Here is a 21,239-nt window from a genome sequence, read left to right on the forward strand (position 1 = left end):
GGCTTCGCGTAGATCATGTTGGAAGAATTCAGTTTCGGGTTCCCCATCCTCTCCTACCTGATATTCCTGCCGTTGGTAGGGGCGGCGATCCTGTGGTTGATCGAGGATGAGGATCTCGTCAAGACGACGGCCTTGGGAATTTCCCTCGTCGAGTTGGCGCTGACTATCTTGGTGTTGCTCCGCTTCGTGCCCGATTCACCGGCGATGCAGTTTTCCGAACATGCGCGTTGGCTGCCGGCCCTGGGCATCAGCTATCACCTGGCGGTAGACGGCATCAGCGTGTTGTTCGTCGGACTGACGGCGTTCCTGACCGTCCTCATCGTGATCTATTCGTGGGACACGGTCCGCAGCCAGGTTCGACTCTACTTCATGGCCCTGCTTGCGCTCGAGACCACCACGATCGGCATTTTCTGCTCCATCGACCTGATTCTCTTCTTCGTCTTCTGGGAACTCATGCTGATTCCCAGCTACTTCATGATCAAGCTGTGGGGCGGCGGAGCCGAGCGCCATTACGCGGCCCTTAAATATGTCCTCTACACGCTCCTGGGCAGCGTGTTCATGCTGGTCGGTATCGCCCTCCTCGACATCAACTATCATCAGTGGGCGGTGGCGCACCACCTGGAACATGTCTATTCCTTCGATTTGTTGGAATTGCTCTCGGTGCCGATTCCGCTCGGCCAACAGATCCTGATTTTCTGGCTCATGTTCATGGGCTTCGCGTTCAAAGCACCGGTGTTCCCGTTCCACACCTGGCTCCCGGACGCCCTCGTCGAAGGCCCCATCGGCATGGCAGTCATGCTGGCCGGGATGAAGCTCGGAACCTATGGATTCCTCCGCTTCACGTTCCCCCTGGTCCCGGAAGCTTCCAAGAGTGAAGGAGTCGTGTCCATCGTCATGGTGCTGGGACTGATCGCGATCGTCTATGGCGCAATCGTCGCGTTGATTCAGCCGGACTTTAAGCGGCTCCTCGCGTTCAGCAGCATCAGCCACCTTGGGTTCGTAATCGTCGGCCTCTTCGCGCTGAACTACCAGGGCTTGCAGGGCAGCCTGTTGACCATGATCAACCTAGGCTTCAGCACGGCCGGTCTCTTTTTCATCGCCGGCTTCCTCAGCACCAGGCAACAAACTACCCACATGTCGGCCTTTGGTGGTCTGGCCAAACAGCTCCCGCTGCTCGCCATCTTTTTCCTGATCATTGGCCTTGCCTCGATCGGACTGCCCGGCACGAACGGCTTCGTGGGTGAGTTTTTGATTCTCCTCGGAGCGTTCAAGGCGAAGTGGTGGTACGCAGCCATCGCCGTCACAGGCGTGATCTTCGGAGCGGCCTACTTCCTCTGGTACTACGAACGGGCCATGCTCGGTCCCCTGACGAAGCAGATCTCCGGCGCCGTGAAGGATCTGCACATGCGCGAAATTACGATCGCTCTGTCCTTATCGGTCATGATTCTCTGGATCGGCCTGTATCCGTCGCCTTTTTTACGCATGATGAACGGGTCCATCCAGGCGGTCGTCGACCGTCTGGACCGCGCCAAGGTCGCCACGGCTGAAACCATTGTTCGAATCCCGGGTAAATAGCACCTATGGCTGATTATGTACTGCTGATCATTCTGTTTGCGCCATTCGTCGGAGCGCTGGCGCTGATCTTCGTCTCCAACCGCCAAGCGACGCTGGTGCGCGGCATTGCAGCCGGATCCGCTTTCGTGGCGCTGGTCGCCTCGATCTACCTGTTCTACGCCTACGATCCGATCAAGGGCGGATTCCAGTTCCTTCAGCGCATTGAATGGTCACGGCAGCTCGGCATCTCACTGTATCTCGGGGTCGATGGTATCGGAACCCCTCTGGTTCTGGCGTCGTGCATCCTTCTCTTTGCCGGAGTCTTCGTGTCCTGGCACATCAAGGACCGGGCCAAGGAATTCTACATCTGGATTCTGATTCTGGCGGCCGCCACAATCGGCGTATTCATGTCCTTGGACCTGTTCTTCCTGTATTTCTTCTATGAGATGTCGGTCATTCCGATGTACTTGCTCCTCGGCATGTGGGGCAGCCACACCAAGAAGTACCTTGAGATGACCGATCCGGATGGACTCAAACAGCGGGACTCGGTCGGTTTCATTTTCAATTTTGGCGCCAACAGCAAAGAGTATGCAGCCATGAAGCTGGTGCTCTTTCTCTCGGCGTTCGCCGTCGCCGCCTTCATGGGCATCCTCCTCATCTATAAGTTCTCGGGCCTGAATACTTTCGATATCCTGGTGCTCCGAGAAAAGGCGCACTTCACCGGGCCGCTGGCAACGCTCATCTGGGTACTGATCTTCTTTGGGTTTGCCTCGATCGCGCCCTTGTGGCCCTTGCACTCCTGGTCGCCCGTCGGGCATGCAGCCGCGCCGGCCGCCACGAGCATGCTGCACGCCGGCGTCCTCATGAAGCTCGGCCACTTCTCGATCATCCGCGTGGCATACGAAATCCTCCCGGAGACAACCCGCGAGCTCATGCCGATGGCGGCCGTCCTTTGTATTTTCAGTATTGTCTACGGCGGCTTGGTGGCGTATTACGCGAAGGACACCAAGTATGTCATCGGCTATTCCAGCTCCAGCCACATGGGCTATGTGTTTCTCGGCATGGCGGCTCTTGACTACATCAGCCTGAGCGGAGCAGTCATTTATATGTTCGCCCACGCGATGGCAACGGGGATGCTCTTCGCCATGGCCGGGTGGGTCTATGACCAAACGCATACTCGCGACATTCCGTCTCTCGGAGGCCTGTCCAACCGCATGCCGTTCATCTCAGCCTGTTTCGTAATCGGCTGTATGGCCTCGATCGGCATGCCCGGCACCGTCAACTTCATCGCCGAAGTGATGATCATCGTCGGCAGCTGGAACAAGTATCCGTTCCAGGTCGTGGTGGCGGTCCTCGGCATCGTGCTCACCCTGGGCTATCTGTTCAAGATGATGCGGGGCCTGTTCTATGGCGCCATGGCCGAGAAGTACAGCCATTCGCACGATGCGGTGGCCGTCGTCGACCGTCTCCCGCTGTTGATCATGATCACGGTGAGCATCGGATTCGGCATTTTCCCGGGGCATCTCTACACGGTCGTTCGATCCGGGGTCGATCCCTTGATTGCGCGGGTGACGAAGGTCGTGCCGGTTGCGGAGCAACCGACCGTGGCTGCGCCTCCCCTTGCGCAGACCGGACGCCCCTCGAATGAACCGATCGCGAAGGTGACCGCCCGATGAACTTTTCACTCACGATGTCACCCAGCGACCTCTTGCTCCTGCTGCCGGAGCTCTTCCTGACGGCTTGGCTGTGCTTCGTCGTCATCGTCGACTTTTCGTTCAAACGAATAGTCCAGGAACAGCTGGCCTACCTCAGCATCTTGGGCCTTGCGATCACGTTGGGCTGTCTGGCCTGGTTCGACGTCAGCGGCATCAGCGGGACCCTCTTCGCCAAGATGTTCGTCGTCGACCGCATGGCGCTGTTCTTCAAGATGCTGATCCTCGGCGCCACGATCCTGGTGATCTTGATCTCCATCGACTACGTCCATCGCTTCTCGTTCTTCCGCGGTGAATATTATTTCCTGGTCGTGATGTCGGCCTTGGGCATGATGTTCATGGCCTCCGCGAACGATCTCCTGTCTCTGTTCGTCACGCTGGAGTTTTCCACCTTCGGCTTCTACGTGCTCGTGGCCTATCTCCGTGAGGACGTCGCATCCAACGAAGCCGGCCTTAAGTTCTTCATTCTCGGCGTCTTTGCCGCAGGGTTGCTTGCCTACGGCATCAGCCTGGTCTATGGCGAGACCGGGAAGCTCGTCTTCTCCGACATGACCAGCGCCCAGGCCACATCGGGCCTGGTGATCGGGTTCCTGCTGATCTTTGCGGCGCTCGGTTTCAAGATCGGCGCGGTCCCCTTCCATTCCTGGATTCCGGACACGTATCACGGCGCCCCAACCCCGGTGACGGCATTCCTGTCCATCGCGCCGAAGGTTGCGGCATTCGCGATCCTGTTGCGCATGTTCCTGGTCGCCCTGTCGACCTTCAAGCCGGCCTGGGCTCTGCTGCTGGTTGCGGCCTCGATCCTGTCCATGACCTACGGCAACATCGTTGCGATCGCGCAGCGCAACATCAAGCGATTGCTGGCCTATTCCGGTATCGCGCAGGTCGGCAACGTGTTGATCGGTCTCGCAGCCGGCACGAAAATGGGCAGCGATTCGATCCTCTTCTACCTGCTGACTTACATGTTTGCGAACCTGGGAGCCTTCGCGGTGATCATCGCCGTGAGCAGCGCGGTGGGGAGTGATGAAATTGAAGATTACCGAGGGTTGAATCGGCGGTCTCCGTTCCTCGCCTTTGCCATGCTGATTTTCCTCCTATCGCTGGCCGGCGTGCCTCCGTTGGCGGGATTCATCGGCAAGATCTACATTTTCGTGGCCGCCATCAAGGAAGGCCTGTATACGCTGATTACGGTCGGTCTCCTCAACATCGTCATCTCGATGTACTACTACCTCGTGGTCGTGAAGAAGATGTACATCAACGAGCCGATCGACGCCACGCCCATCAAAACGAGCGGCCCCATGCGAGCGGTCGTATATATTGGCCTGGCGGGCACACTGGTCATCGGCATTTACCCGCAGCCCTTCATCGATTGGGTCGTCTCCGCGACCCTCATGTTCTCGAATCTGGTCGGCCCCGCGGCTTCCATTCCGCCAGCCGCTCCGCCCTTCGGTGGCTGACACCGGATACGCTCCGGTGATTTGTCTCAAATTCCTTCGCTAATCAAGGCCTTCTGCTAGAATACGGGTTGCAGTGATTGCTGGAGCGGGTTACAGTCACTCCAGTGTGTCTGCACGTCGTTTTCCGTTCACGAGCACGAGCATGCCCGACACGGATGCCCAACGAGCGACCAGTACCGCGCCGCAGCCCCCGGTTCCTGCCACCCCCTGGGCTGAAGGCGAGCCCTTGTCCAAACTGAGTCCCCTGCTGCGGCTGCTCAATGAGTTCCACGGCTGGTCGATCGAACGTCGGGTGTTGGCCGGGTTCGGCTTAGTCTTCGCCGGGATCCTCGTGATCTCTGCGATCTCCTATCGCAATATGACCATCCTGATCCGAAACGGGCAGCTCGATACCCGGAGCCACGAACTCGTTCGGCTCCTGGCTTCGACCGGTGAGGCCATGGACGAAGCCGAGGACGGCCACCGCCGCTTCCTTGTCACCGGGGATGCGAGCTATCTGAAGCCGTATGAGACGCTGAGGGAAAGAGGCCCGGAATACCTTCGATACTTGCGAGACTTGACTGACCCGGAGAGCGGTCAGCGGGTCAGGCTCGAGCAGCTCGAGCAATTCATGCAGAAGCAGCTTCGAGCCGAACAGGCTGCCATCGAGCTGCGGCGCGAAACCGGATTCGAAGCTGTCCGAGCCATTGCGCTGGCCGGGGCCGCGAAGGAAGAGTTGGACAGCGCCCACCGCCTGCAAGCACAGATGGAGCAGGAGGAGGCGAAAGGATTGCAGCGCCGGGTGATCGAATCCGCCACGTCTACCCGCTCGAGCATCGTCCTGCTGATTCTCGGGGCCATGCTGCTCTTCGTCCTGTTGGCCGCTGTGTACTATCTCATCCGACACGATATTACCGAGCGCCGCCGGGTGGCCGAGGAGCTGCACCATCGCGGCGAACAATTGCAGGCGGCGAACAAGGAGCTAGAGGCCTTCAGTTATTCCGTCTCACACGACCTGCGCGCCCCCCTCCGCCACATCGACGGCTATGCCTCCTTACTGGCAAAGGCCGCGGCCACCACGCTCGACGCGAAGGCGAAACGGTACCTGCAGACGATCTCGGAGTCTGCGACGAGGATGGGCCAACTCATCGACGATCTCTTGGTCTTTTCACGAATGGGCCGCCAGGAGATGTTGCACGCCCCGGTGAATCTGGATCAGCTGGTAAAGTCCGTCCTCCATGATCTTCGCCCCGACTTGCAAGATCGGCACATCTCATGGACAATCGCGCCGCTCCCCGAAGTGCAGGGGGATGCAGCCATGCTCCGTCAGGTATTCGCCAACCTATTGGCCAATGCCGTCAAATTTACAGGCACCACGGCCGAGCCCAGGATCGAGGTCGGCAGCCGTCAGACGGACCCCACCGAAGTCGTGCTGTTTGTCCGGGACAACGGTGTTGGGTTCGACATGCAGTATGCCGACAAACTGTTCGGCGTGTTCCAGCGTCTACACCGGGCCGATGAATTCGAAGGCACCGGGATCGGACTCGCCAACGTCCGCCGCATCATCCACCGCCACGGGGGCAAAACCTGGGCGGAAGGCGCGCTGGGCGAAGGCGCCACTTTTTATTTCACTCTCCCGACGAAGAGGCCGTAAGCATGACCGTCTCCAAACCGATTCTCCTTGCTGAAGACAACCCCCGTGACGCAGAACTGGCGCTGGCCGCGATGGAGGAACATCACCTCGCGGACAAGGTCATCCTCTGTCACGACGGCGCCGAGGTGCTCGATTACCTCTACTGCCGAGGCCAGTTCAAGACGCGCCTTCAGGGCAATCCGGCAGTCGTGTTTCTCGACCTGAAGATGCCGAAGGTCAATGGCCTGGAAGTGCTGCGGACGATCAAGAGCGACGCTACCCTGAAGCCGATCCCCGTGGTCATGTTGACCTCGTCACGGGAAGAGCGGGATCTGGTGGAGAGCTACGCCCTTGGCGCCAACGCCTACGTCGTCAAGCCGGTCGAATTTCATCAATTCTTGAAAGCGGTGAAGGAACTCGGGATTTTCTGGGGCGTGATCAACGAACCGCCTCCCGAAGGCACCGGTCCGTCACCCAGCTAGCTTCACCAGGACATCGAGCGACCGTCCCGATGCAACAGCCGCTGCGCCTCCTTCACCTGGAGGACAATCCCCAGGATGCCGAGCTGATTCTGTCGACGCTCAATGAAGCGGGCATCCGCTGTCTCTCCAAACGGGTCGAGACACGGGACGCCTTTCTCAAGGCCATCCGGCAAGGCGACATCGACCTCATCATGGCCGATTATTCGGTGCCGGGTTTCGACGGGGCTGCCGCGCTCTCCCTGGCGCGCAAGCTCTGCCCCGATGTGCCGTTCCTCTTCGTCTCCGGCACGATCCTCGAAGAGTTCGCCATCGATATGATGCAGCGTGGCGCGACCGACTACATTTTCAAGCAACGGTTGGGCCGTCTCGTACCGTCCGTGCAACGGACGCTCCGCGAGCTGGATGAACGCCTCGAACGCAAGCGCGCGGAAGAGGCCCTCCGTCTCAGCGAAAAGCAGTTCCGTCAAGCCCAGAAGATGGAAGCCGTCGGCCGTCTGGCCGGAGGACTGGCGCACGATTTCAACAACCTTCTGACGGTCATCATGGGGCACAGCCAAGTGCTGCTGGCAGACCTCAACCCTGAGGACCCCATCCGCCCGAAGATCGAAGAGATGCAGAAAGCAGGGGAACGGGCAGTCGGCCTGATTCGCCAGCTCCTGGCCTTCAGCCGCAAGCAGGCGCTGGAGCCAAAAGTGTTGTCGATGAATGCGGTCGTCGGCAATCTCGAGAACATGCTCCGCCGCCTGATCGGCGAGGACATCCAGTTGGTCATCAGATCCGATGCCAACAACGGACACGTCAAGGCCGACCAAAGCCAACTCGAGCAGGTTGTGATGAACTTGGTGGTGAATGCGCGGGATGCCATGCCCAACGGCGGCCTCCTCGCCATCGAAACATCGCAGACCGAATTGACCAAAACTCCCATGCACCACCTGCAGCCGCTGCCATCGGGGCCGTACGTCAAATTGACCGTGACGGATACGGGTTGCGGCATGGACTCGAACACGCTTTCGCACATCTTCGAGCCCTTCTTCACCACCAAGGGCGAACACAAGGGAAGCGGGCTGGGGCTTTCGACGGTGTTCGGCATCGTCACCAAGAGCGGAGGAGGCATCGACGTGTGGAGTCAAGTCGGCCACGGCACCACCTTCGAGATCTACTTGCCGCGGATCAACCCTGCGTCGCTCCAAGTGCCGCTCCCCGACCAACCGTTGCACGCTCGTAGGGGAATCGAACGGATTCTGTTGGTCGAAGATGAACCCAGTGTGCGCGACCTCGTCAGGGACGAGTTGGCAAAGGCCGGTTACCAGGTGATCGAGGCAACCAACGGCGTCGAGGCCTGTTTGGTTGCGACTCAGCAGAGCGGCCCGATCGACCTACTGCTGACGGACGTGGTCATGCCGGGGATGAATGGCCGGGAGCTGGCCCAGCACCTCTATGTGATCAAGCCCAACCTCCGCGTGCTGTTTATGTCCGGCTATTTGGACGATATCTGCCTCAGCGCCGGTCTGGACGCACACCGCACGGCCTTTCTCCAGAAGCCCTTCACGCCGGACGTGCTCGTCCATACGGTTCGCGACTTGCTCGATCGACCGGCTCACGGGGTCGGGGGCACCAAGAGGCCCGCCGCGTAGCTTTCGTTGGAACTGCAGACATCCTAACTTCGAGAGCCGGGCATAATGCCCGCTTTCATTGACCCCGCTACGGGGGATTCTTATACTCGTGTGACCGTATCCCTTGATGCCTGGTGGTCGCGTCCTACTAAGGAGACAGGGACGAATCGTGAAACCCCATCGCCTCTCACGCTCCATCAATGCCGGCGACAGGTTGCCGAGATTCCTGGCGGCCCTCGTCTTGGGATGGATGATGGCAGGTCCCGCGTCCTCATTCGGCGCCCCGCCGGAGATGGCGTGGGAAGGACTGACGTCTGGCCTGTCCGTCTCGATCTGGAACCCCGCCGAGGCCTGTCCTGACGTGCCGACCTTGCTGATGCTTCGCATCGACCCGGAGCGGTTTCGTTTTGCAATCCACCACTATCACCACGAAGGACTAGCCGCGCCGCCGACGATCCAGGAGTGGCAACGGCGCACCGACGCCTACGTGGTATTTAACGCGGGGTTGTTTCGGGAGGACTATTCCTATTTGGGGTTGCTGTACAAGGATGGGCATGCGCTCGGAGGGAAGCGGCACCATTCATGGCAGGGGCTCTTCGTTGCCGAACCGACCGATTCGACGCTCCGTAAGGCCCGGGTGCTGGATCTCGCATTCGATCCCTTTGCGGAAGACAACCCGCCGTACCGGGAAGCAGCGCAATCCCTGATGCTCCTCGATCGGACGGGGAAACTGCGCGTCAAGGACAGCGGGAAGCGCTCGTATCAAACCGTGGTGGGAGAAAGCGGGGAGGGCGCAATCGTCGTGATCAAGACGGTCGACACCGTCTCGCTGCACCAGCTCGCCGAGTGCCTGAGGAATCGATTTCCCGCCATCCGGCAGGCGATGGCGATGGATGGCGGGGCTTCATCGGACGTCGTCGCGAGCTCCGACCTCCTGCATGCCGTCAGGGAATCGCCCCAGCAACTGGAGTGGCGTTCCTTGCTCACCGGGATGAACCGCGTCCATATCGGGCTGCCCGCGGTCATCGCCATCAGTCCGAGAACGGCCGGCCGCCCTCTTCAAGCCGGCGCCGCCCGCTGATTCCGCCGCTACCGCCCCGGAGGCGCAACAGGGAAGCCCGCTTCCGTCCACGCATTCATGCTGCCCACGACATTGTAGACGTGCGAGTAGCCTAGGTCGGCCAACGTTTCAGCCGCGATGTTGCTCCGGTGGCCGGACTGGCAATAGACCACGATATGGTCATCCAATTTGACGCCGAGTTCGCGGTGGCGCGCCTTGATTTCCCGAAAATCGATGTTCAAGTCCGTCCCCGGAATCATCCCGGAAGCATGCTCTTCCGGCGAACGAACATCGACGAGCACGAATCCCTTCGAGCCGGTCGAGGAGGCCTTCATCAGCCCCGACCGCAGTTGCTGGACTGACAGGGCGTACGAATGGTAGGCGGACGTGGGAACGACGTCGTTGATCGCGAAGATCGAAAGGGCCAACAGCGTTGCGGCCGCAATCCGAAAGATCATGGGCTGCCTCCTTCTCAATTCACAATGCCACTCCCTCCTTGTATGATAGGAGCCGCATGAAAACCTGGTCAAGAGTGGCTACGCTGGTCGTCCTGATCGGTCTTTCAGGCTGCGGGGAGGGAGCCCTCCTGGTCCAGGACTTTCAGGCCGGCGGCGTCGTCGTGTATCCCTACCGAGCCGAGCAAGGGACGATGCTATCCTCCTTCCGCAAGGAAGCGATGGCGATCATCGAGGGCAAGTGCCCGCGCGGCTATACCATCGTGAGGGAAGGAGAGACCAAAGGCCGGTTGCGGCAAGCCAGCCCTATCGGCGGGGCGAACGACATCGTGGAGGAGCGGCGGTGGGGAATCCAGTTTCAGTGCAAGGAACCGGCTACTTCCGTCCCTTCATCAGATCGTCGATCGTGAGCAGACTTCGCACCTTGACCTTTTCCTGCTCGATCCGCGCACGGCCATCTTGTTCCTTCCGATCCACGATCACCAACGCATCATCGACCCGCAGACCCGCCTCGCGCGCGGCTCTGATGGCTTTGAGGACCGAACCTCCGCTGGTCAACACGTCGTCGACGATCAAGGCCCGATCTCCCGCCTGCACCACCCCTTCGACCAATCGACCCAATCCATGGTCCTTGGGCTGCTTCCGAACGAAGAAAGTCCGCCATTCCCGGCGTGGCGCGGCAGAATAGGCGAAATCGGAAATACTGGTCGCGATCGAAATCGCTCCAATCTCCAATCCGCCCAAGCAATCGATCTGCAAATCCCCCGTGATCTCATGCGCCAACCGTGCGACCAACAGGCGGGCAGAGGGATGGGCCATCAACGTCCGGCAATCGACGTAAAACGGGCTCATGATGCCTGACGCCAATTTGAATCCGCCCGTGGGATCCCACTTGAAGGCCTGCGTGTGCTCGAAAGCGCGGACTAACTCGTCTTTTAACATACGACCAAGATCTCCAGCGAAGATATGGTGAACGGCACACCGCCCAGGCTACAACCGAACGGGCCTGAACGGCGTGCCATTCTACACGGAAGTCTGCGCGGATGAAATCAAGAGTTCATCGGGTCTTAGGCAAACCGCTGGAGCTGATCGGCCAGCGTGCGGGCGACCGTCTGCAAATCGAACGGCCAGGCATAGCGGAGGTCGATCCCTGGATGTTTCGGCCTGAGCTGATCCAAGATCTCGGGAATTTCGATCTCCGAATGGGACCCGCCCGGCGTAAACATCGTGGTAATGACCGTCACTTGTGTCGCGCCTTGGCGAATCAAGTCCTCCACCGCATCCTCCAGCGTCGGCGCGCAGAACTCATTGTAGGCAATGCCGAACAGCGTGCCGTTCAATGAACGACGGAGCTCGATTGCCACCTTCTCGAGGCCGGTTTGGTAGGGATCGGTTTCCGAGGTCCGCGGCCACTGCCGAATCTTTGCATCCAATTCCAATTCCTCGGCGCCGGGGGGCAGCCCGGCCCTCCGACGCTGCGACTCGAGACGCTTCAACTTTGTCACCAAGTCTTGTGGGCAATCTTTTGGAATCCCTCCATGCCCCACCAACACCACGCCTTTGACCGAACTTGCCATCGCCATCTGTCCTTTCTTCTGTGGGTCTCTCTCACACATGGTTCCGCAACATCAATTCCTTCGGATGCGGGCTCAAATATACCTGGTCCTGAATGTAGGCAATCTCATATAAGGCCACGTAGTGCTTGATCAGCACCACCGGCACGATCAACGGCACCAGTCCCCGATGGTAGTCCAGGATGACCCCGTCGAGTTCCACCCGTTCCCGAGGAGACAACCGGTCTTTCAAATGCCCCACCAAATGCTGCAGGACGTTCACGTGTTTGCGCGGCGTCGCCTTGACGGCCAGCGCTTCCATGAACAGCCCACCGTAACGCGCCATCAGATCGGGTGGGCGATAGCGATGCACCTGTGCCACCAACCGGCCCAACACCTGGTAATGCTCGCGGCTATGCGCGAGCAGGAGGTACTTGTGGGCCGTGTGGAACTGCACTACGCCCCGTCTCGTAGGCGCACTCAAACCAAGCATCCGCCACCGGTGATAGCAAAAGACCCGCTCGATAAAATTCTCCCGCAGGACCGGATCGCACAGGCGGCCTTCCTCCTCGACCGGCACCAACGGAAACCGCTTCATGAAGGCGGCGGCAAAGAGCCCGACGCCATTGCGGCTGGGCATGCCGTGCTGATTGAAGATTCGTACGCGCTCGATGCCGCAACTGGGCGAATCCTTCTTGAACACATAGCCGCACAGGTCTAACGCCTCCAGATCGCGCAACCGCCGGTCGGTCACCTCCTTGAGCGGTTCCGTGCAGTCGCGATTGCCCCGGATCGTGACCAACCTCTGTTCGCGCCCTTGCTGGACCAGCCGCATGGCTTCGCGCGGTGTGCCAAGGCCCGCCTCCACCTCAGGGCAGACCGGCACCCATTCCACATAGCGCCCCAACACATCGACCAAAAACTGATCGCGCTTGTGGCCGCCGTCGTAGCGGACCTCCTCACCCAGGAGACAATGACTCACCCCCAAACGCAGGGGAAGCACGGAGGTCGCCGGATGGTTCAGAGCCGCGTCAGGCATGGGATGTCGTCGCTTTCGCGAGGTCGAGATACTCCTGTCTAGCCTGTCCATGATCGACGATCGGATCGGGATAGCCTACCCCGATCCGGCAGGAAGCGGCCGCCTGCTCCAAGGGAGGCATGAGGTGGGGCTCATGAATCCATTTCTCCGGCACCTGGCTGAGTTCAGGAACAAAGTGCCGCACGTAGCCCCCGTCCGGATCGAACTTCTTTCCCTGCAGGGCTGGGTTGAAGATCCGATATCCCGGCATCGAGTCGGTGCCGGTGGACGCGCACCACTGCCAGTTGCCGTTGTTAGCGGCCAGGTCGGCATCCAGCAGTTGTTGCATGAAATACCGTTCGCCGTCCCGCCAATCCAATCGCAGATCCTTGATGAGGAATGACGCGACGATCATGCGGACCCGGTTGTGCATCCATCCCGTTTGCTTGAGTTGCCTCATGCCGGCGTCCACGATTGGATAACCTGTGCGCCCTTCGGTCCAGGCCCGCCAGAGCCGGTCCCGTTCCGACCCCGCAGGCCGAGGCTCCGGCAACCCGTGCTTCCGTTTGAAGGGGCCGTCGGCGACGTGCGGAAACGCCGCCAGGACTTGCTGGAAGAATTCCCGCCAGACCAGTTCGTCGATCCACGTCATCACATCCGCACGCGACACCCGGCCTCCGGCAGTCAACGTATCGAGCGCGGCATGCACGGCCGTGCGGACCGAGAGCGTCCCAAAGCGGAAGTGTGGCGACAGTGCGGAGGAGCCGTCGACCGCCGGTCGGTTTCTTCCTTCGACGTAGCGATGGACCGGACCTTTCAGAAACCGCTGCAATCGCGCGAGGGCCGCCCGTTCTCCCGGTTCAATCCAGGGCCGTAGCGTCTCGTACCCCAATGCCTCCGCCGTAGGCAACGGCGGCTCCCAAGTAGGCGGCCTGCCCGACAAGTTCTCGTTGCGTTTGGGAGCAGGCAGGACGGAAGGCCTCTGGCTTCGCCACGTGGACCACCAGCGCTCGCGGTAGGCGCTGTAGCGCTGAAACGGATCTCCGGACAGGCCTCGCACCTCGTTGGCCTCGAACACAACGTGGTCCTTGAACGTCCGCACCGTACGCCCATCCTGAGTCAGCCGCTGTTCCACCGCCTGGTCGCGGGCGATCGCCGCTGGTTCGTAGTCGCGGTTCCAGTAGATCGTGTCGACGTCGAAATCCCTCGCTACACGGACGACCTCCTCGACTTGCTCGCCGCGGCGCCAGATCAGTGAGAGGCCCCGTTCGGCCAGCGATTGTCGAAGCCCGTCCAGACAGCCCAACATGAAATTCACGCAGGCAGACCCGAACGCGCGGGATTCCAGCAGCGGCTCATCGAACACGAACAGCGGCACGACCTCCGAGCACTCCGCACAGGCCGCCGACAACGCCGCCTGGTCCCGCACGCGCAGATCCCGCCGCAACCAGACCAACCCCTTCATGACGGCACCTCGGGGGCGGGCGGCGCAATGGATCGATTCGTCTGGTCCGGATCGGCAAAGAGCGAGCGGCGCCACACGAGATACAGCACGAATAGTGCGGTAGTCGCCATAAAGCCGGACCTGACGGGATGAAAACCGAACGCCGATTGATTCATGAACTCGCTGATGATCCCGAACGCGCCGTACGCTACGGCCAAGCCCCAACTCCAGGGTCGGAAAAAGAGAAATCCATAACCGATGAGGAAATGGACTGCCGGGGAGTGGAGCTTGACCGCATAGGCCGCCGGCCCAGCCACGACCACGCCGAACAGCTTCAACGCGTAGGCCGGGAAGAACTCGATGATCATCAGGTCGATGAGCCCGACTGTCAGAAACATGGCTCCGAACAATTGAATGTCGCGTCCGTGTGAACTACTCTGCATGGTGCCCTCTCATCGCATTCGCGTCTCGATCGGGTGGCGCCAGGCTTCCGGTATGGCCGACCACCAATCGTCGGGACGAGCCTGCCGCCAAGCGGTTTGCTGCGCCCACCGCTGTTCCGTCACGGTGCGGTTCAGTCGCGTCGCCATCGCGGCGCTGAGATCCCCCTGTTGCCGCACGCTGGTCTGGATCATTTCCTTCGCCATCCTGGCCAACCCGCCGGGCGGGTCGACCAAGTCTTGGACCTCGTGATGCGCCAAGTTCAGGTAGAGCTGCTCCACATCGTTCCACCGCTCGGCCTTCGCCAGAACCTGCAGATACGCGTCGATCGAGTGATAGACATAGGTCAGATGCAGGTACGCCTCGACCGATGGGTGGGATTCGATCTCGCGCTGACAGGCCTCGACGGCGCGGCGGTAATCAGCCGCCGCGAGAAACACGCCGACTTTGGTCAGGTCGATCGCCTGGTCACCCGGCTCGGCCGGACCAGCAGCGAGGACCGAGCCGGTGGAAAGGCTGGCAATCAGCATGGCCCCGCAGATGGCTTGGGTGAAGGTCGCCATCATCGTCACCTAGCGGGCGGGACCGCCGTGGGAATCCATCGGACCCTTGCTCAAGGTCTCTCCCGCCACGCGCGTGACGGTGAGATCGCGAGCACCCTTGTCTCCCTTCACGGACAGCGTCACGGGTTTTCCCGGCTCTCCCCGCACCATCAAGATCACCTGCTCGTAAGTTTTTCCGGCAACCGGCGTCCCGTCCACCGCCGTCACCTCATCCCCATGTTGCAGTCCCGCCTGCTGCGCCGGCCCCTGCGGATGGACCATCGCCACGTAGAGAATCGCGGGATCCCCGATACGCTCAGCCCCCACATGCAACGACACGCCGATCACCCCCTTGGGCATCTGCGGTTCGTCCGCGGAGGGTCGGGCGGCAGGGCCGCTTTCATGTGCTTGGGCGGTACCGATGGAACCGCCCGCAAGGCCCGACATCGTACTCAACACCCCCAGCACCGTGAACATGGCCAACGATTTCTTCATGCTCATCACGTGACCTCCTTCATGAAAATGAACGACCGACAAGTCCCAACAACAACAGCCCTGCGAGCAGGACCGTTGAGTTCAACCACACCGACCACCGATGCAACCGATCCCATGTGCGCCGAAGCTCCGGATCGACCGTGCCCTGCCGTTCCTGTTCCTTCAACCGATCGCGCATCTCATTGCTGAGGGGCGTCAAAGGGGACCGGCAGTAGGACTCGGCCGCGAAGATCAACAACCAGAGCAAGCCCGTCAGCACCAGCGGCCAATTGATCCCATGCAGCAAACCGATGCCTGCAAGAGACAGCAGCCCCAACACCGCCGCTCCCATGCCCAGTAGGTAGTAGGCAGGAAAGAGGGCGCGGACCACCGCCGCAAACGACTCCCGATCCAGCGTCTTAGCCAGCACCGGCGCGACCACGAACGACAGGAGCGTCACCTTGCCCACTAGAACTGCGATGGCGAGCTGCTGGAGGTAGTTCGTGAGTGCATCCATTGCTGCTTATCCTCAGCGGGCTACTGCCCCATGCTGCTCACCCTTCAAAACCGCGCGGAGGGCCGACTCCACCGTCGGAAAGCGAAATTGAAATCCGCCTTCCAACGCGACGGTCGGCATGACACGCTGCCCCGTCGTCATTAACGAGCCGAGTTCGCCGAGCCCGGTCTTCAAAGCCCACTCAGGCACCGGCAGCCAAGACGGCCGATGGAGAACCTCTCCCAACACCGAGCAGAAGCGGCTCATCGGTACGGGATCCGGTGCGACCGCATTGACGGCTCCGGCCACCGATGGTGTCACCAAAACCCACTCGATCAATCGGATCAGGTCCGCCCGATGGATCCAGGAGATCCACTGGTCACCCGGCAACATCGGCCCTCCGACAAATAATTTGAACGGGACCATCATGCGAGGCAATGCCCCGCCGTCTTTCTCCAGCACCATACCGATCCGCAGTCGCACGACTCTCACCCCAAGCGCTTCGGCGCGGCAGGCCTCACGCTCCCATTCCACGCAGAGGTCGGCCAGAAAGCCGCTGCCTGGTTCGGCCGTCTCCTGGACGATCTCCCCCTGGCTGGGGCCGTAGTACCCGATGCCGGAAGCATTGACCAGCGTACAGGGTTTCGTCGAATGCACGCGGAGCGCGTCGACAATGCCGCGCGTCGCGCAGATCCGACTCGACCGGATCGTCTCTTTTCTGGTTCGAGTCCATCGGCCGTTGGCAATCGGCTCGCCGGCCAAATTGATGACGGCGTCAACCGAGGAAAACGATTCGGTCCACGGGCCCGGCCATGAAGCGTCCCACCCGATGGTGTGCACGGAGGACGAGAAGGAAGCACCGCTTGAGTCCGGACGGCGACTCAACACCAGGACCTCATGCCCCTGCCGGCTCAAGGCGGTCACAAGCGCCCGTCCGAGAAATCCCGTTCCCCCCGCTACGATAATCTTCATCGGCGCACCCCGTCCGATTGACCGGTAGGACTAGTCCGTTCCGTTCCCCCCGGCTCCGTCGGTGTCATGGTTGCCCGAGAGCCGTTTGACCTGTTGACTGAACTTTCTTGCCTTTGTGCCGTAGAGGAGATTGGGCGGCGGACTATTTCGATTCTTGAGAATGACGGCATCCGTGACATTCCCGCACATGGCGCAGCGCAAGGCAGTGAAGTCGATCTGGCCCGTGTCATCCTGCAAGTCCATGTAGTATTCCGTGACCAACAGCCCCCCGCATCGGCTGCAGCGCGGGCTCCCTGCTGTCGTGGGGAGGGCGGATGAATCGTTCAGATTCCCATGAGATGCCACAGTACCCTCCTATTCTACGAGGGCTCGTCGTCGAATTCCTCACATGATCGTGGCCTTCGAGCATATTCAGGTCCAAATGCGCCAGACGAACAGCACAAGCAGGACGATCATGCGACGCTCCGGGCTTCGCTCCGAGACAGATACCCCGTATAAGTTCGTCCCACCGAAGCGACGGGCCCTCCCTGGGAAAAGGACCCGCCATCTTCGGCTGGGAACACCGTGCGGAGTCGCGGTGTCCCCCTTCGGGAACGAATGCTCAACTCGACGGTCACGATTCCGATCGGCGTCATCAGTGAGCGGTCACACCCCCGGCTGGCGATTGGTCGGTCACTTCGAGTGAACGGGCACATCGAAAGCCCGTGCCGTGCGTCTGCAGGGCAAACCCCCCTCGACCGCGGGCACTCGTCGTGATGTCCGCCACTGGGCTATGCCACGATCCGCCTCGGATGACCCGCACCACGCCCTTGTCCGGGCCGCGAGGGTTTTTCGCCGGTGCATGGCCGTAGTACTCCGGGTCATACCAATCCTGAACCCATTCACGGGCGTTCCCTGACAGATCTTTGACGCCGTACGGGGAATCGCCCCCCGGTAACGCACCGACTGGATGCATGGTCTTGTCGCCGTTCCATTCGCGATCGAAGTTGGCCGACTTCTCACTGGGTGCCTCGTTCCCCCAGGGATATTTCCGGCCGTCTGTGCCGCGCGCGGCCTTTTCCCATTCCGCTTCGGTCGGCAACCGCTTCTTCGCCCACGCGCAGTAGGCTTGGGCGTCGTACCAAGTCACTTGCACAACCGGAAGTTGCTCGATGCCCTTCTCCGAGAGGAGCGGCCCCGTACCGTAGGGGTTCGGCGGATTGCGATGACCGTTGGTCCTGACGAACGCCATATAACGCTCGTTGGTCACTTCGACCTGATCGATGGCGTAGGCGTCGAGATAGACGGATCGCTGCGGCCGCTCATCTTCGCGACCTTTGCCTTCCGGATTCCCCATGAGAAATTCTCCCGCCGCGATCGTTACCATCGTCACCGGATCTGCCTCCTTCGCCGAGACGGTATTGGCCATCACGAGGCAGCCGACGATCGAAACAACCAACCGGAAGCTCCATCGGGTGACCTCGACCCTCTGTCGCTGTGTCATTTCTTCTGCTCCTTGCTTCCATCAATCGCCTGCGCCGTGTGACTATGTACCTGACCGACCAGGCGATCGACTTGTTGTTGGTCCCCACGCTCGGCGGCCTGCTGTGCTTGCGTCACCAGCGTCCGCGCCTCGTGGAGATGGTGCTCAATCTCTGCTTGCAGAGCCGGGGATGCGATGGTCCCTCCCAAGGCGGCACGGTGATAAACCTCCCACGCATGGTCAACGACGTGCTCCGCCTCATGGACCTTCTGCATGTGCTCGGGATGGGGATGATGGGTCGGATCGATCGGACCGGCCAGACCGACCGCTGCGCCAAACAACGTTCCAAGTGCGACCCCCAACATGACCGAACTGTACTTGTTCATAGGCACACCTCCCTCACCATCACATCGCCTGTCACGCCCCAGCGACAGGCCTTAATGCTTGACGATCGCTCGCTCGATCAGCTGGCGAAGCTCCAGCAATTCGAGGTTCTTCGGGTCGATCGTGAGCCCGCGGAGCACCGCCTGTTCTGCAGCCGGAAATTGCTCGCGCCCCATGGCGATCAAGTTCCTGCGGCGCTCCCTTTGCGCACCGAAATCCCAAACCGACCCCGTAGCTGTTGTTCAGCGGATGATTCCAAAACCGATGGGTGCTGCGAACCGTGCCTTCCGGAGCAATCCAAGACCCACCTCGGATGACCCGCTTTTCTCCGACCGTCAACCGATCCACATAGGTGCCGGTTCCACCGATCCAGAGAGGTTGGGCCTGGCCGGTAGGATTCACGCTCGTTTCCAGCCAACTGTAGTACCGCGGGTCATACCAGTCGGAGACCCATTCGAACACATTCCCGGCCATGTTATAGGCGCCGTAGTAACTGATCCCCTCGGGGTAGGTGTTCACCGGTGCCGTAGCCTCACGATTCTTGCCGAAGTTGACCTTGTCTGGATGAAACTCGTTTCCCCACGGATACAGATGGCCGTGAGGTCCGCGTGCGGCATTTTCCCATTCGGCCTCGGTCGGTAGCCGCTTACCTCGATATTCACAGTAGGTCTTCGCCTCATACCAATTCACACCAACCACGGGCTGATCCGGCTGATTCAGCCGCGGGTCATCCCAGCACGCAGGAGCCGGATGCCCGGTCGACTTGATGAATTCGGAGTAATCCCGGTTCGAAACCTCGTACTTATCGATGAGGTAGGAATCCAACATCACCATATGAGCCGGGCTCTCATCGTTTAGAACCTCGGCCGACCAGGGGGTCTTCATGCGCTTCTCGTAGGCCGTCAGTCTCCTGCTCGAGTCGGGCGGCGTTTCCTTATCAAGCCCCATCACCGAGGCTCCCTGTGCGATGAACACCATGTCCCGCGGGATCAGGGAGTCGTCCGGCGGGCCCGCATCGGCAAGCCCCGGTACAACCATAGCGGCACCAATGATTGCGGTGATCCATCCCAACTTCATTGCTCACATCCCGGAGGCTTCTCTGTGGGGGCGGAGTCCGCCCCCACGTGACCGGCCCCCTTATTTCTTCTTGAGCGTCATGGTTTTCTTGATGAGTTCACGCGTTGCCAGATACTCCTGATTCTCGGGTTCCACCGCCAAAGCCTTCTCGATTGAGGCCATGGCATCCGCGTTCTTCTCAGCGCCCATCGCGACAAGCGCTTGGATAAAGGCATCTCGCCCGGCCTGCACCGCCTCATCAGACAACGCTTTCACGGACTTGGCGCAACGAAATCCCAAGCCGACCCCGTAGGAATTGTTGTCAGGCTGGTTCCAGAAGCGATGGCTGGTATGCAGCGAGGTTTCAGGGGCTAACCACGATCCCCCTCGCAGAACGCGCACCGCCCCCTGATTGGCAAAGTTGTACCCCTTCTCAGGACCCTGGGGATTCAAAGCCACGCTCTCCTTGTAGTATTTGGGGTCATACCAGTCCGCAACCCATTCGAAGACGTTGCCTGCCATGTTGTAGACACCGAATCCGCTGCCCCCTTCCGGGTAGGAGTCCACCGCCACAGTGTGGCCCACGTTCTGACCATAATTGGCCTTCTTCGGATCCAGGTGATGACCCCACGGATAGTGACGGTCACCGTCCGGCCCCTTCGCAGCCCGTTCCCATTCCGCTTCCGTCGGCAGACGCTTTCCGTCCCATTTGCAGAAAGCGTTCGCGTCAGTCCAGCTCACACCGACCACAGGCTGTTCCGGCTTGCTCAGGCGCGGATCGTCCCAGTACGCCGGGGCAGGATGGCCGGTTGCCTTCATGAATTCCTTGTATCGTGCGTTAGAGGTCTCGTACTTATCGATGAGGTACGCATCGAGGACGACCCGGTGCTGCGATTCGTCCGCATGCTCGCTGCTCCCCATCATAAATTCGCCTTTGGGTATGAGCACCATGTCCTTTTCAGTTGTCGTCGACTCACCTGCCTGCGCCAGCGAGAGGGTCCCCGCCACAAGCGCCACCCCCATTCCAATCTGCAATCCCGTTCGACTCCGCATGTGAAACCTCCTCGTTAAAGTGACCGGGCTACACCCGGTGGGTTGTTCATCTCATTCCGCCGTTACTGACACCCGACCATTCCGGTCGCGTTGAGCCCAGGCCGGCGGGGCTCTCGATGGACCAGCCGGTTCCGCAGAATGACTGGATCCACTACGTCGCCACACTGAACGCAGCGGCTCGCCGCACATTCGATCTCTCCGGTGCTGTTGAAAAGATCCATGCAGTACTCCGTGACCAATAGCCCTCCGCAGCGGAGACAACCGGTCGATGGCATGACCGCTGCGAAGGCCTTGTGAATTCCGTACCGCCCTTCCATCCGCTCTGCCTCTGCCGTGATTGCCATTGCTCCCTCCCTGCACCGCGTCCAATGATTGTAAAATGTATGTCTAATGTATAGC

At 60.5% G+C, this 21,239-nt stretch carries 24 protein-coding genes; 8 read left to right on the top strand and 16 right to left on the bottom strand.

Features of this window, described 5'->3' with window-relative positions:
* The first annotated feature begins 15 nt into the window (after positions 1-15).
* From KF814_15885 to KF814_15915, 7 genes are all read left to right on the top strand, one after another.
* Entirely contained in the window at positions 16-1,575 is a 1,560-nt protein-coding gene (locus KF814_15885) for an NADH-quinone oxidoreductase subunit M (GenBank protein ID MBX3237627.1), read from the top strand.
* Positions 1,576-1,580: 5 nt separating this feature from the next.
* The gene (locus tag KF814_15890; protein ID MBX3237628.1) at positions 1,581-3,230 is read left to right on the top strand and encodes an NADH-quinone oxidoreductase subunit M; all 1,650 of its coding nucleotides are present in this window, start codon (positions 1,581-1,583) and stop codon (positions 3,228-3,230) included.
* A complete protein-coding gene (locus KF814_15895; protein ID MBX3237629.1) occupies positions 3,227-4,723 on the top strand; it encodes an NADH-quinone oxidoreductase subunit N in 1,497 nt (498 codons plus the stop codon). The genes KF814_15890 and KF814_15895 overlap by 4 nt, the downstream gene beginning before the upstream one ends.
* Before the next feature lie 142 nt (positions 4,724-4,865).
* Entirely contained in the window at positions 4,866-6,356 is a 1,491-nt protein-coding gene (locus tag KF814_15900) for a CHASE3 domain-containing protein (protein MBX3237630.1), read from the top strand.
* Positions 6,357-6,358: 2 nt separating this feature from the next.
* Positions 6,359-6,817, top strand: coding sequence for a response regulator (locus tag KF814_15905; protein ID MBX3237631.1), 459 nt, complete (start codon positions 6,359-6,361; stop codon positions 6,815-6,817).
* A 29-nt stretch (positions 6,818-6,846) separates the two neighbouring features.
* Positions 6,847-8,451 (top strand): response regulator, encoded by a 1,605-nt coding sequence (locus KF814_15910; protein MBX3237632.1) that lies wholly within the window; start codon positions 6,847-6,849, stop codon positions 8,449-8,451.
* 148 nt (positions 8,452-8,599) lie between these two features.
* Complete coding sequence (locus KF814_15915) at positions 8,600-9,511, top strand: phosphodiester glycosidase family protein (GenBank protein ID MBX3237633.1); 912 nt, start codon at positions 8,600-8,602, stop codon at positions 9,509-9,511.
* A gap of 8 nt (positions 9,512-9,519) precedes the next feature.
* On the opposite strand, the gene KF814_15920 is transcribed toward KF814_15915, so the two are convergent.
* A complete protein-coding gene (locus KF814_15920; protein MBX3237634.1) occupies positions 9,520-9,948 on the bottom strand; it encodes a rhodanese-like domain-containing protein in 429 nt (142 codons plus the stop codon).
* 56 nt (positions 9,949-10,004) lie between these two features.
* Between KF814_15920 and KF814_15925 the strand changes: the two genes are divergently transcribed.
* On the top strand, positions 10,005-10,355 hold the full coding sequence (locus KF814_15925; protein ID MBX3237635.1) for a hypothetical protein: 351 nt from the start codon (positions 10,005-10,007) through the stop codon (positions 10,353-10,355).
* Here KF814_15925 and pyrE read toward each other — a convergent pair.
* The 15 genes from pyrE to KF814_16000 form a co-directional block, all read right to left on the bottom strand.
* On the bottom strand, positions 10,321-10,887 hold the full coding sequence (gene pyrE, locus KF814_15930; protein MBX3237636.1) for an orotate phosphoribosyltransferase: 567 nt from the start codon (positions 10,885-10,887) through the stop codon (positions 10,321-10,323). The genes KF814_15925 and pyrE overlap by 35 nt on opposite strands.
* 125 nt (positions 10,888-11,012) lie before the next feature.
* Positions 11,013-11,528, bottom strand: a complete 516-nt coding sequence (locus tag KF814_15935) for a CbiX/SirB N-terminal domain-containing protein (protein MBX3237637.1) — start codon at positions 11,526-11,528, stop codon at positions 11,013-11,015.
* 25 nt (positions 11,529-11,553) lie between these two features.
* Positions 11,554-12,537: a DUF1722 domain-containing protein gene (locus KF814_15940; protein MBX3237638.1), complete on the bottom strand. Its 984-nt coding sequence runs from the start codon at positions 12,535-12,537 to the stop codon at positions 11,554-11,556.
* Positions 12,530-13,981, bottom strand: a complete 1,452-nt coding sequence (locus KF814_15945) for a deoxyribodipyrimidine photo-lyase (GenBank protein ID MBX3237639.1) — start codon at positions 13,979-13,981, stop codon at positions 12,530-12,532. Before KF814_15945 ends, KF814_15940 begins: the two co-directional genes overlap by 8 nt.
* On the bottom strand, positions 13,978-14,403 hold the full coding sequence (locus KF814_15950; protein MBX3237640.1) for a hypothetical protein: 426 nt from the start codon (positions 14,401-14,403) through the stop codon (positions 13,978-13,980). Before KF814_15950 ends, KF814_15945 begins: the two co-directional genes overlap by 4 nt.
* A gap of 9 nt (positions 14,404-14,412) precedes the next feature.
* Complete coding sequence (locus tag KF814_15955) at positions 14,413-14,964, bottom strand: hypothetical protein (GenBank protein ID MBX3237641.1); 552 nt, start codon at positions 14,962-14,964, stop codon at positions 14,413-14,415.
* Between the two features lie 9 nt (positions 14,965-14,973).
* Positions 14,974-15,444: a PDZ domain-containing protein gene (locus KF814_15960; protein ID MBX3237642.1), complete on the bottom strand. Its 471-nt coding sequence runs from the start codon at positions 15,442-15,444 to the stop codon at positions 14,974-14,976.
* A 13-nt stretch (positions 15,445-15,457) separates the two neighbouring features.
* Positions 15,458-15,934 (bottom strand): DUF4149 domain-containing protein, encoded by a 477-nt coding sequence (locus tag KF814_15965; protein MBX3237643.1) that lies wholly within the window; start codon positions 15,932-15,934, stop codon positions 15,458-15,460.
* 12 nt (positions 15,935-15,946) lie between these two features.
* Positions 15,947-16,885, bottom strand: coding sequence for a TIGR01777 family oxidoreductase (locus KF814_15970; protein MBX3237644.1), 939 nt, complete (start codon positions 16,883-16,885; stop codon positions 15,947-15,949).
* Positions 16,886-16,915: 30 nt separating this feature from the next.
* Positions 16,916-17,230 (bottom strand): hypothetical protein, encoded by a 315-nt coding sequence (locus KF814_15975; GenBank protein MBX3237645.1) that lies wholly within the window; start codon positions 17,228-17,230, stop codon positions 16,916-16,918.
* Positions 17,231-17,519: 289 nt separating this feature from the next.
* Positions 17,520-18,293: an SUMF1/EgtB/PvdO family nonheme iron enzyme gene (locus tag KF814_15980; GenBank protein ID MBX3237646.1), complete on the bottom strand. Its 774-nt coding sequence runs from the start codon at positions 18,291-18,293 to the stop codon at positions 17,520-17,522.
* Between the two features lie 71 nt (positions 18,294-18,364).
* Positions 18,365-18,733 (bottom strand): hypothetical protein, encoded by a 369-nt coding sequence (locus KF814_15985; protein ID MBX3237647.1) that lies wholly within the window; start codon positions 18,731-18,733, stop codon positions 18,365-18,367.
* A 31-nt stretch (positions 18,734-18,764) separates the two neighbouring features.
* Positions 18,765-19,808: an SUMF1/EgtB/PvdO family nonheme iron enzyme gene (locus KF814_15990; protein MBX3237648.1), complete on the bottom strand. Its 1,044-nt coding sequence runs from the start codon at positions 19,806-19,808 to the stop codon at positions 18,765-18,767.
* Positions 19,809-19,868: 60 nt separating this feature from the next.
* Complete coding sequence (locus KF814_15995; GenBank protein ID MBX3237649.1) at positions 19,869-20,840, bottom strand: SUMF1/EgtB/PvdO family nonheme iron enzyme; 972 nt, start codon at positions 20,838-20,840, stop codon at positions 19,869-19,871.
* Positions 20,841-20,902: 62 nt separating this feature from the next.
* A complete protein-coding gene (locus KF814_16000) occupies positions 20,903-21,184 on the bottom strand; it encodes a hypothetical protein (protein ID MBX3237650.1) in 282 nt (93 codons plus the stop codon).
* Positions 21,185-21,239: the final 55 nt, after the last annotated feature.

Source organism: Nitrospiraceae bacterium (genome assembly GCA_019637075.1).
Taxonomy (GTDB): domain Bacteria; phylum Nitrospirota; class Nitrospiria; order Nitrospirales; family Nitrospiraceae; genus JAHBWI01.

What these genes read in the sequence shown, in the direction of transcription:
- KF814_15925 (MBX3237635.1), top strand. Translation starts at nt 10,005, where the DNA reads ATGAAAACCTGGTCAAGAGTGGCTACGCTGGTCGTCCTGATCGGTCTT.
- KF814_15900 (MBX3237630.1), top strand. Translation starts at nt 4,866, where the DNA reads ATGCCCGACACGGATGCCCAACGAGCGACCAGTACCGCGCCGCAGCCC.
- KF814_15890 (MBX3237628.1), top strand. Translation starts at nt 1,581, where the DNA reads ATGGCTGATTATGTACTGCTGATCATTCTGTTTGCGCCATTCGTCGGA.
- KF814_15940 (MBX3237638.1), bottom strand. Translation starts at nt 12,537, where the DNA reads ATGCCTGACGCGGCTCTGAACCATCCGGCGACCTCCGTGCTTCCCCTG.
- KF814_15995 (MBX3237649.1), bottom strand. Translation starts at nt 20,840, where the DNA reads ATGCGGAGTCGAACGGGATTGCAGATTGGAATGGGGGTGGCGCTTGTG.
- KF814_15985 (MBX3237647.1), bottom strand. Translation starts at nt 18,733, where the DNA reads ATGAACAAGTACAGTTCGGTCATGTTGGGGGTCGCACTTGGAACGTTG.
- KF814_16000 (MBX3237650.1), bottom strand. Translation starts at nt 21,184, where the DNA reads ATGGCAATCACGGCAGAGGCAGAGCGGATGGAAGGGCGGTACGGAATT.
- KF814_15980 (MBX3237646.1), bottom strand. Translation starts at nt 18,293, where the DNA reads ATGGCCAATACCGTCTCGGCGAAGGAGGCAGATCCGGTGACGATGGTA.
- KF814_15965 (MBX3237643.1), bottom strand. Translation starts at nt 15,934, where the DNA reads ATGGATGCACTCACGAACTACCTCCAGCAGCTCGCCATCGCAGTTCTA.
- KF814_15935 (MBX3237637.1), bottom strand. Translation starts at nt 11,528, where the DNA reads ATGGCGATGGCAAGTTCGGTCAAAGGCGTGGTGTTGGTGGGGCATGGA.
- KF814_15990 (MBX3237648.1), bottom strand. Translation starts at nt 19,808, where the DNA reads ATGAAGTTGGGATGGATCACCGCAATCATTGGTGCCGCTATGGTTGTA.
- pyrE (MBX3237636.1), bottom strand. Translation starts at nt 10,887, where the DNA reads ATGTTAAAAGACGAGTTAGTCCGCGCTTTCGAGCACACGCAGGCCTTC.
- KF814_15895 (MBX3237629.1), top strand. Translation starts at nt 3,227, where the DNA reads ATGAACTTTTCACTCACGATGTCACCCAGCGACCTCTTGCTCCTGCTG.
- KF814_15905 (MBX3237631.1), top strand. Translation starts at nt 6,359, where the DNA reads ATGACCGTCTCCAAACCGATTCTCCTTGCTGAAGACAACCCCCGTGAC.
- KF814_15885 (MBX3237627.1), top strand. Translation starts at nt 16, where the DNA reads ATGTTGGAAGAATTCAGTTTCGGGTTCCCCATCCTCTCCTACCTGATA.
- KF814_15910 (MBX3237632.1), top strand. Translation starts at nt 6,847, where the DNA reads ATGCAACAGCCGCTGCGCCTCCTTCACCTGGAGGACAATCCCCAGGAT.
- KF814_15970 (MBX3237644.1), bottom strand. Translation starts at nt 16,885, where the DNA reads ATGAAGATTATCGTAGCGGGGGGAACGGGATTTCTCGGACGGGCGCTT.
- KF814_15945 (MBX3237639.1), bottom strand. Translation starts at nt 13,981, where the DNA reads ATGAAGGGGTTGGTCTGGTTGCGGCGGGATCTGCGCGTGCGGGACCAG.
- KF814_15955 (MBX3237641.1), bottom strand. Translation starts at nt 14,964, where the DNA reads ATGGCGACCTTCACCCAAGCCATCTGCGGGGCCATGCTGATTGCCAGC.
- KF814_15960 (MBX3237642.1), bottom strand. Translation starts at nt 15,444, where the DNA reads ATGAGCATGAAGAAATCGTTGGCCATGTTCACGGTGCTGGGGGTGTTG.
- KF814_15920 (MBX3237634.1), bottom strand. Translation starts at nt 9,948, where the DNA reads ATGATCTTTCGGATTGCGGCCGCAACGCTGTTGGCCCTTTCGATCTTC.
- KF814_15950 (MBX3237640.1), bottom strand. Translation starts at nt 14,403, where the DNA reads ATGCAGAGTAGTTCACACGGACGCGACATTCAATTGTTCGGAGCCATG.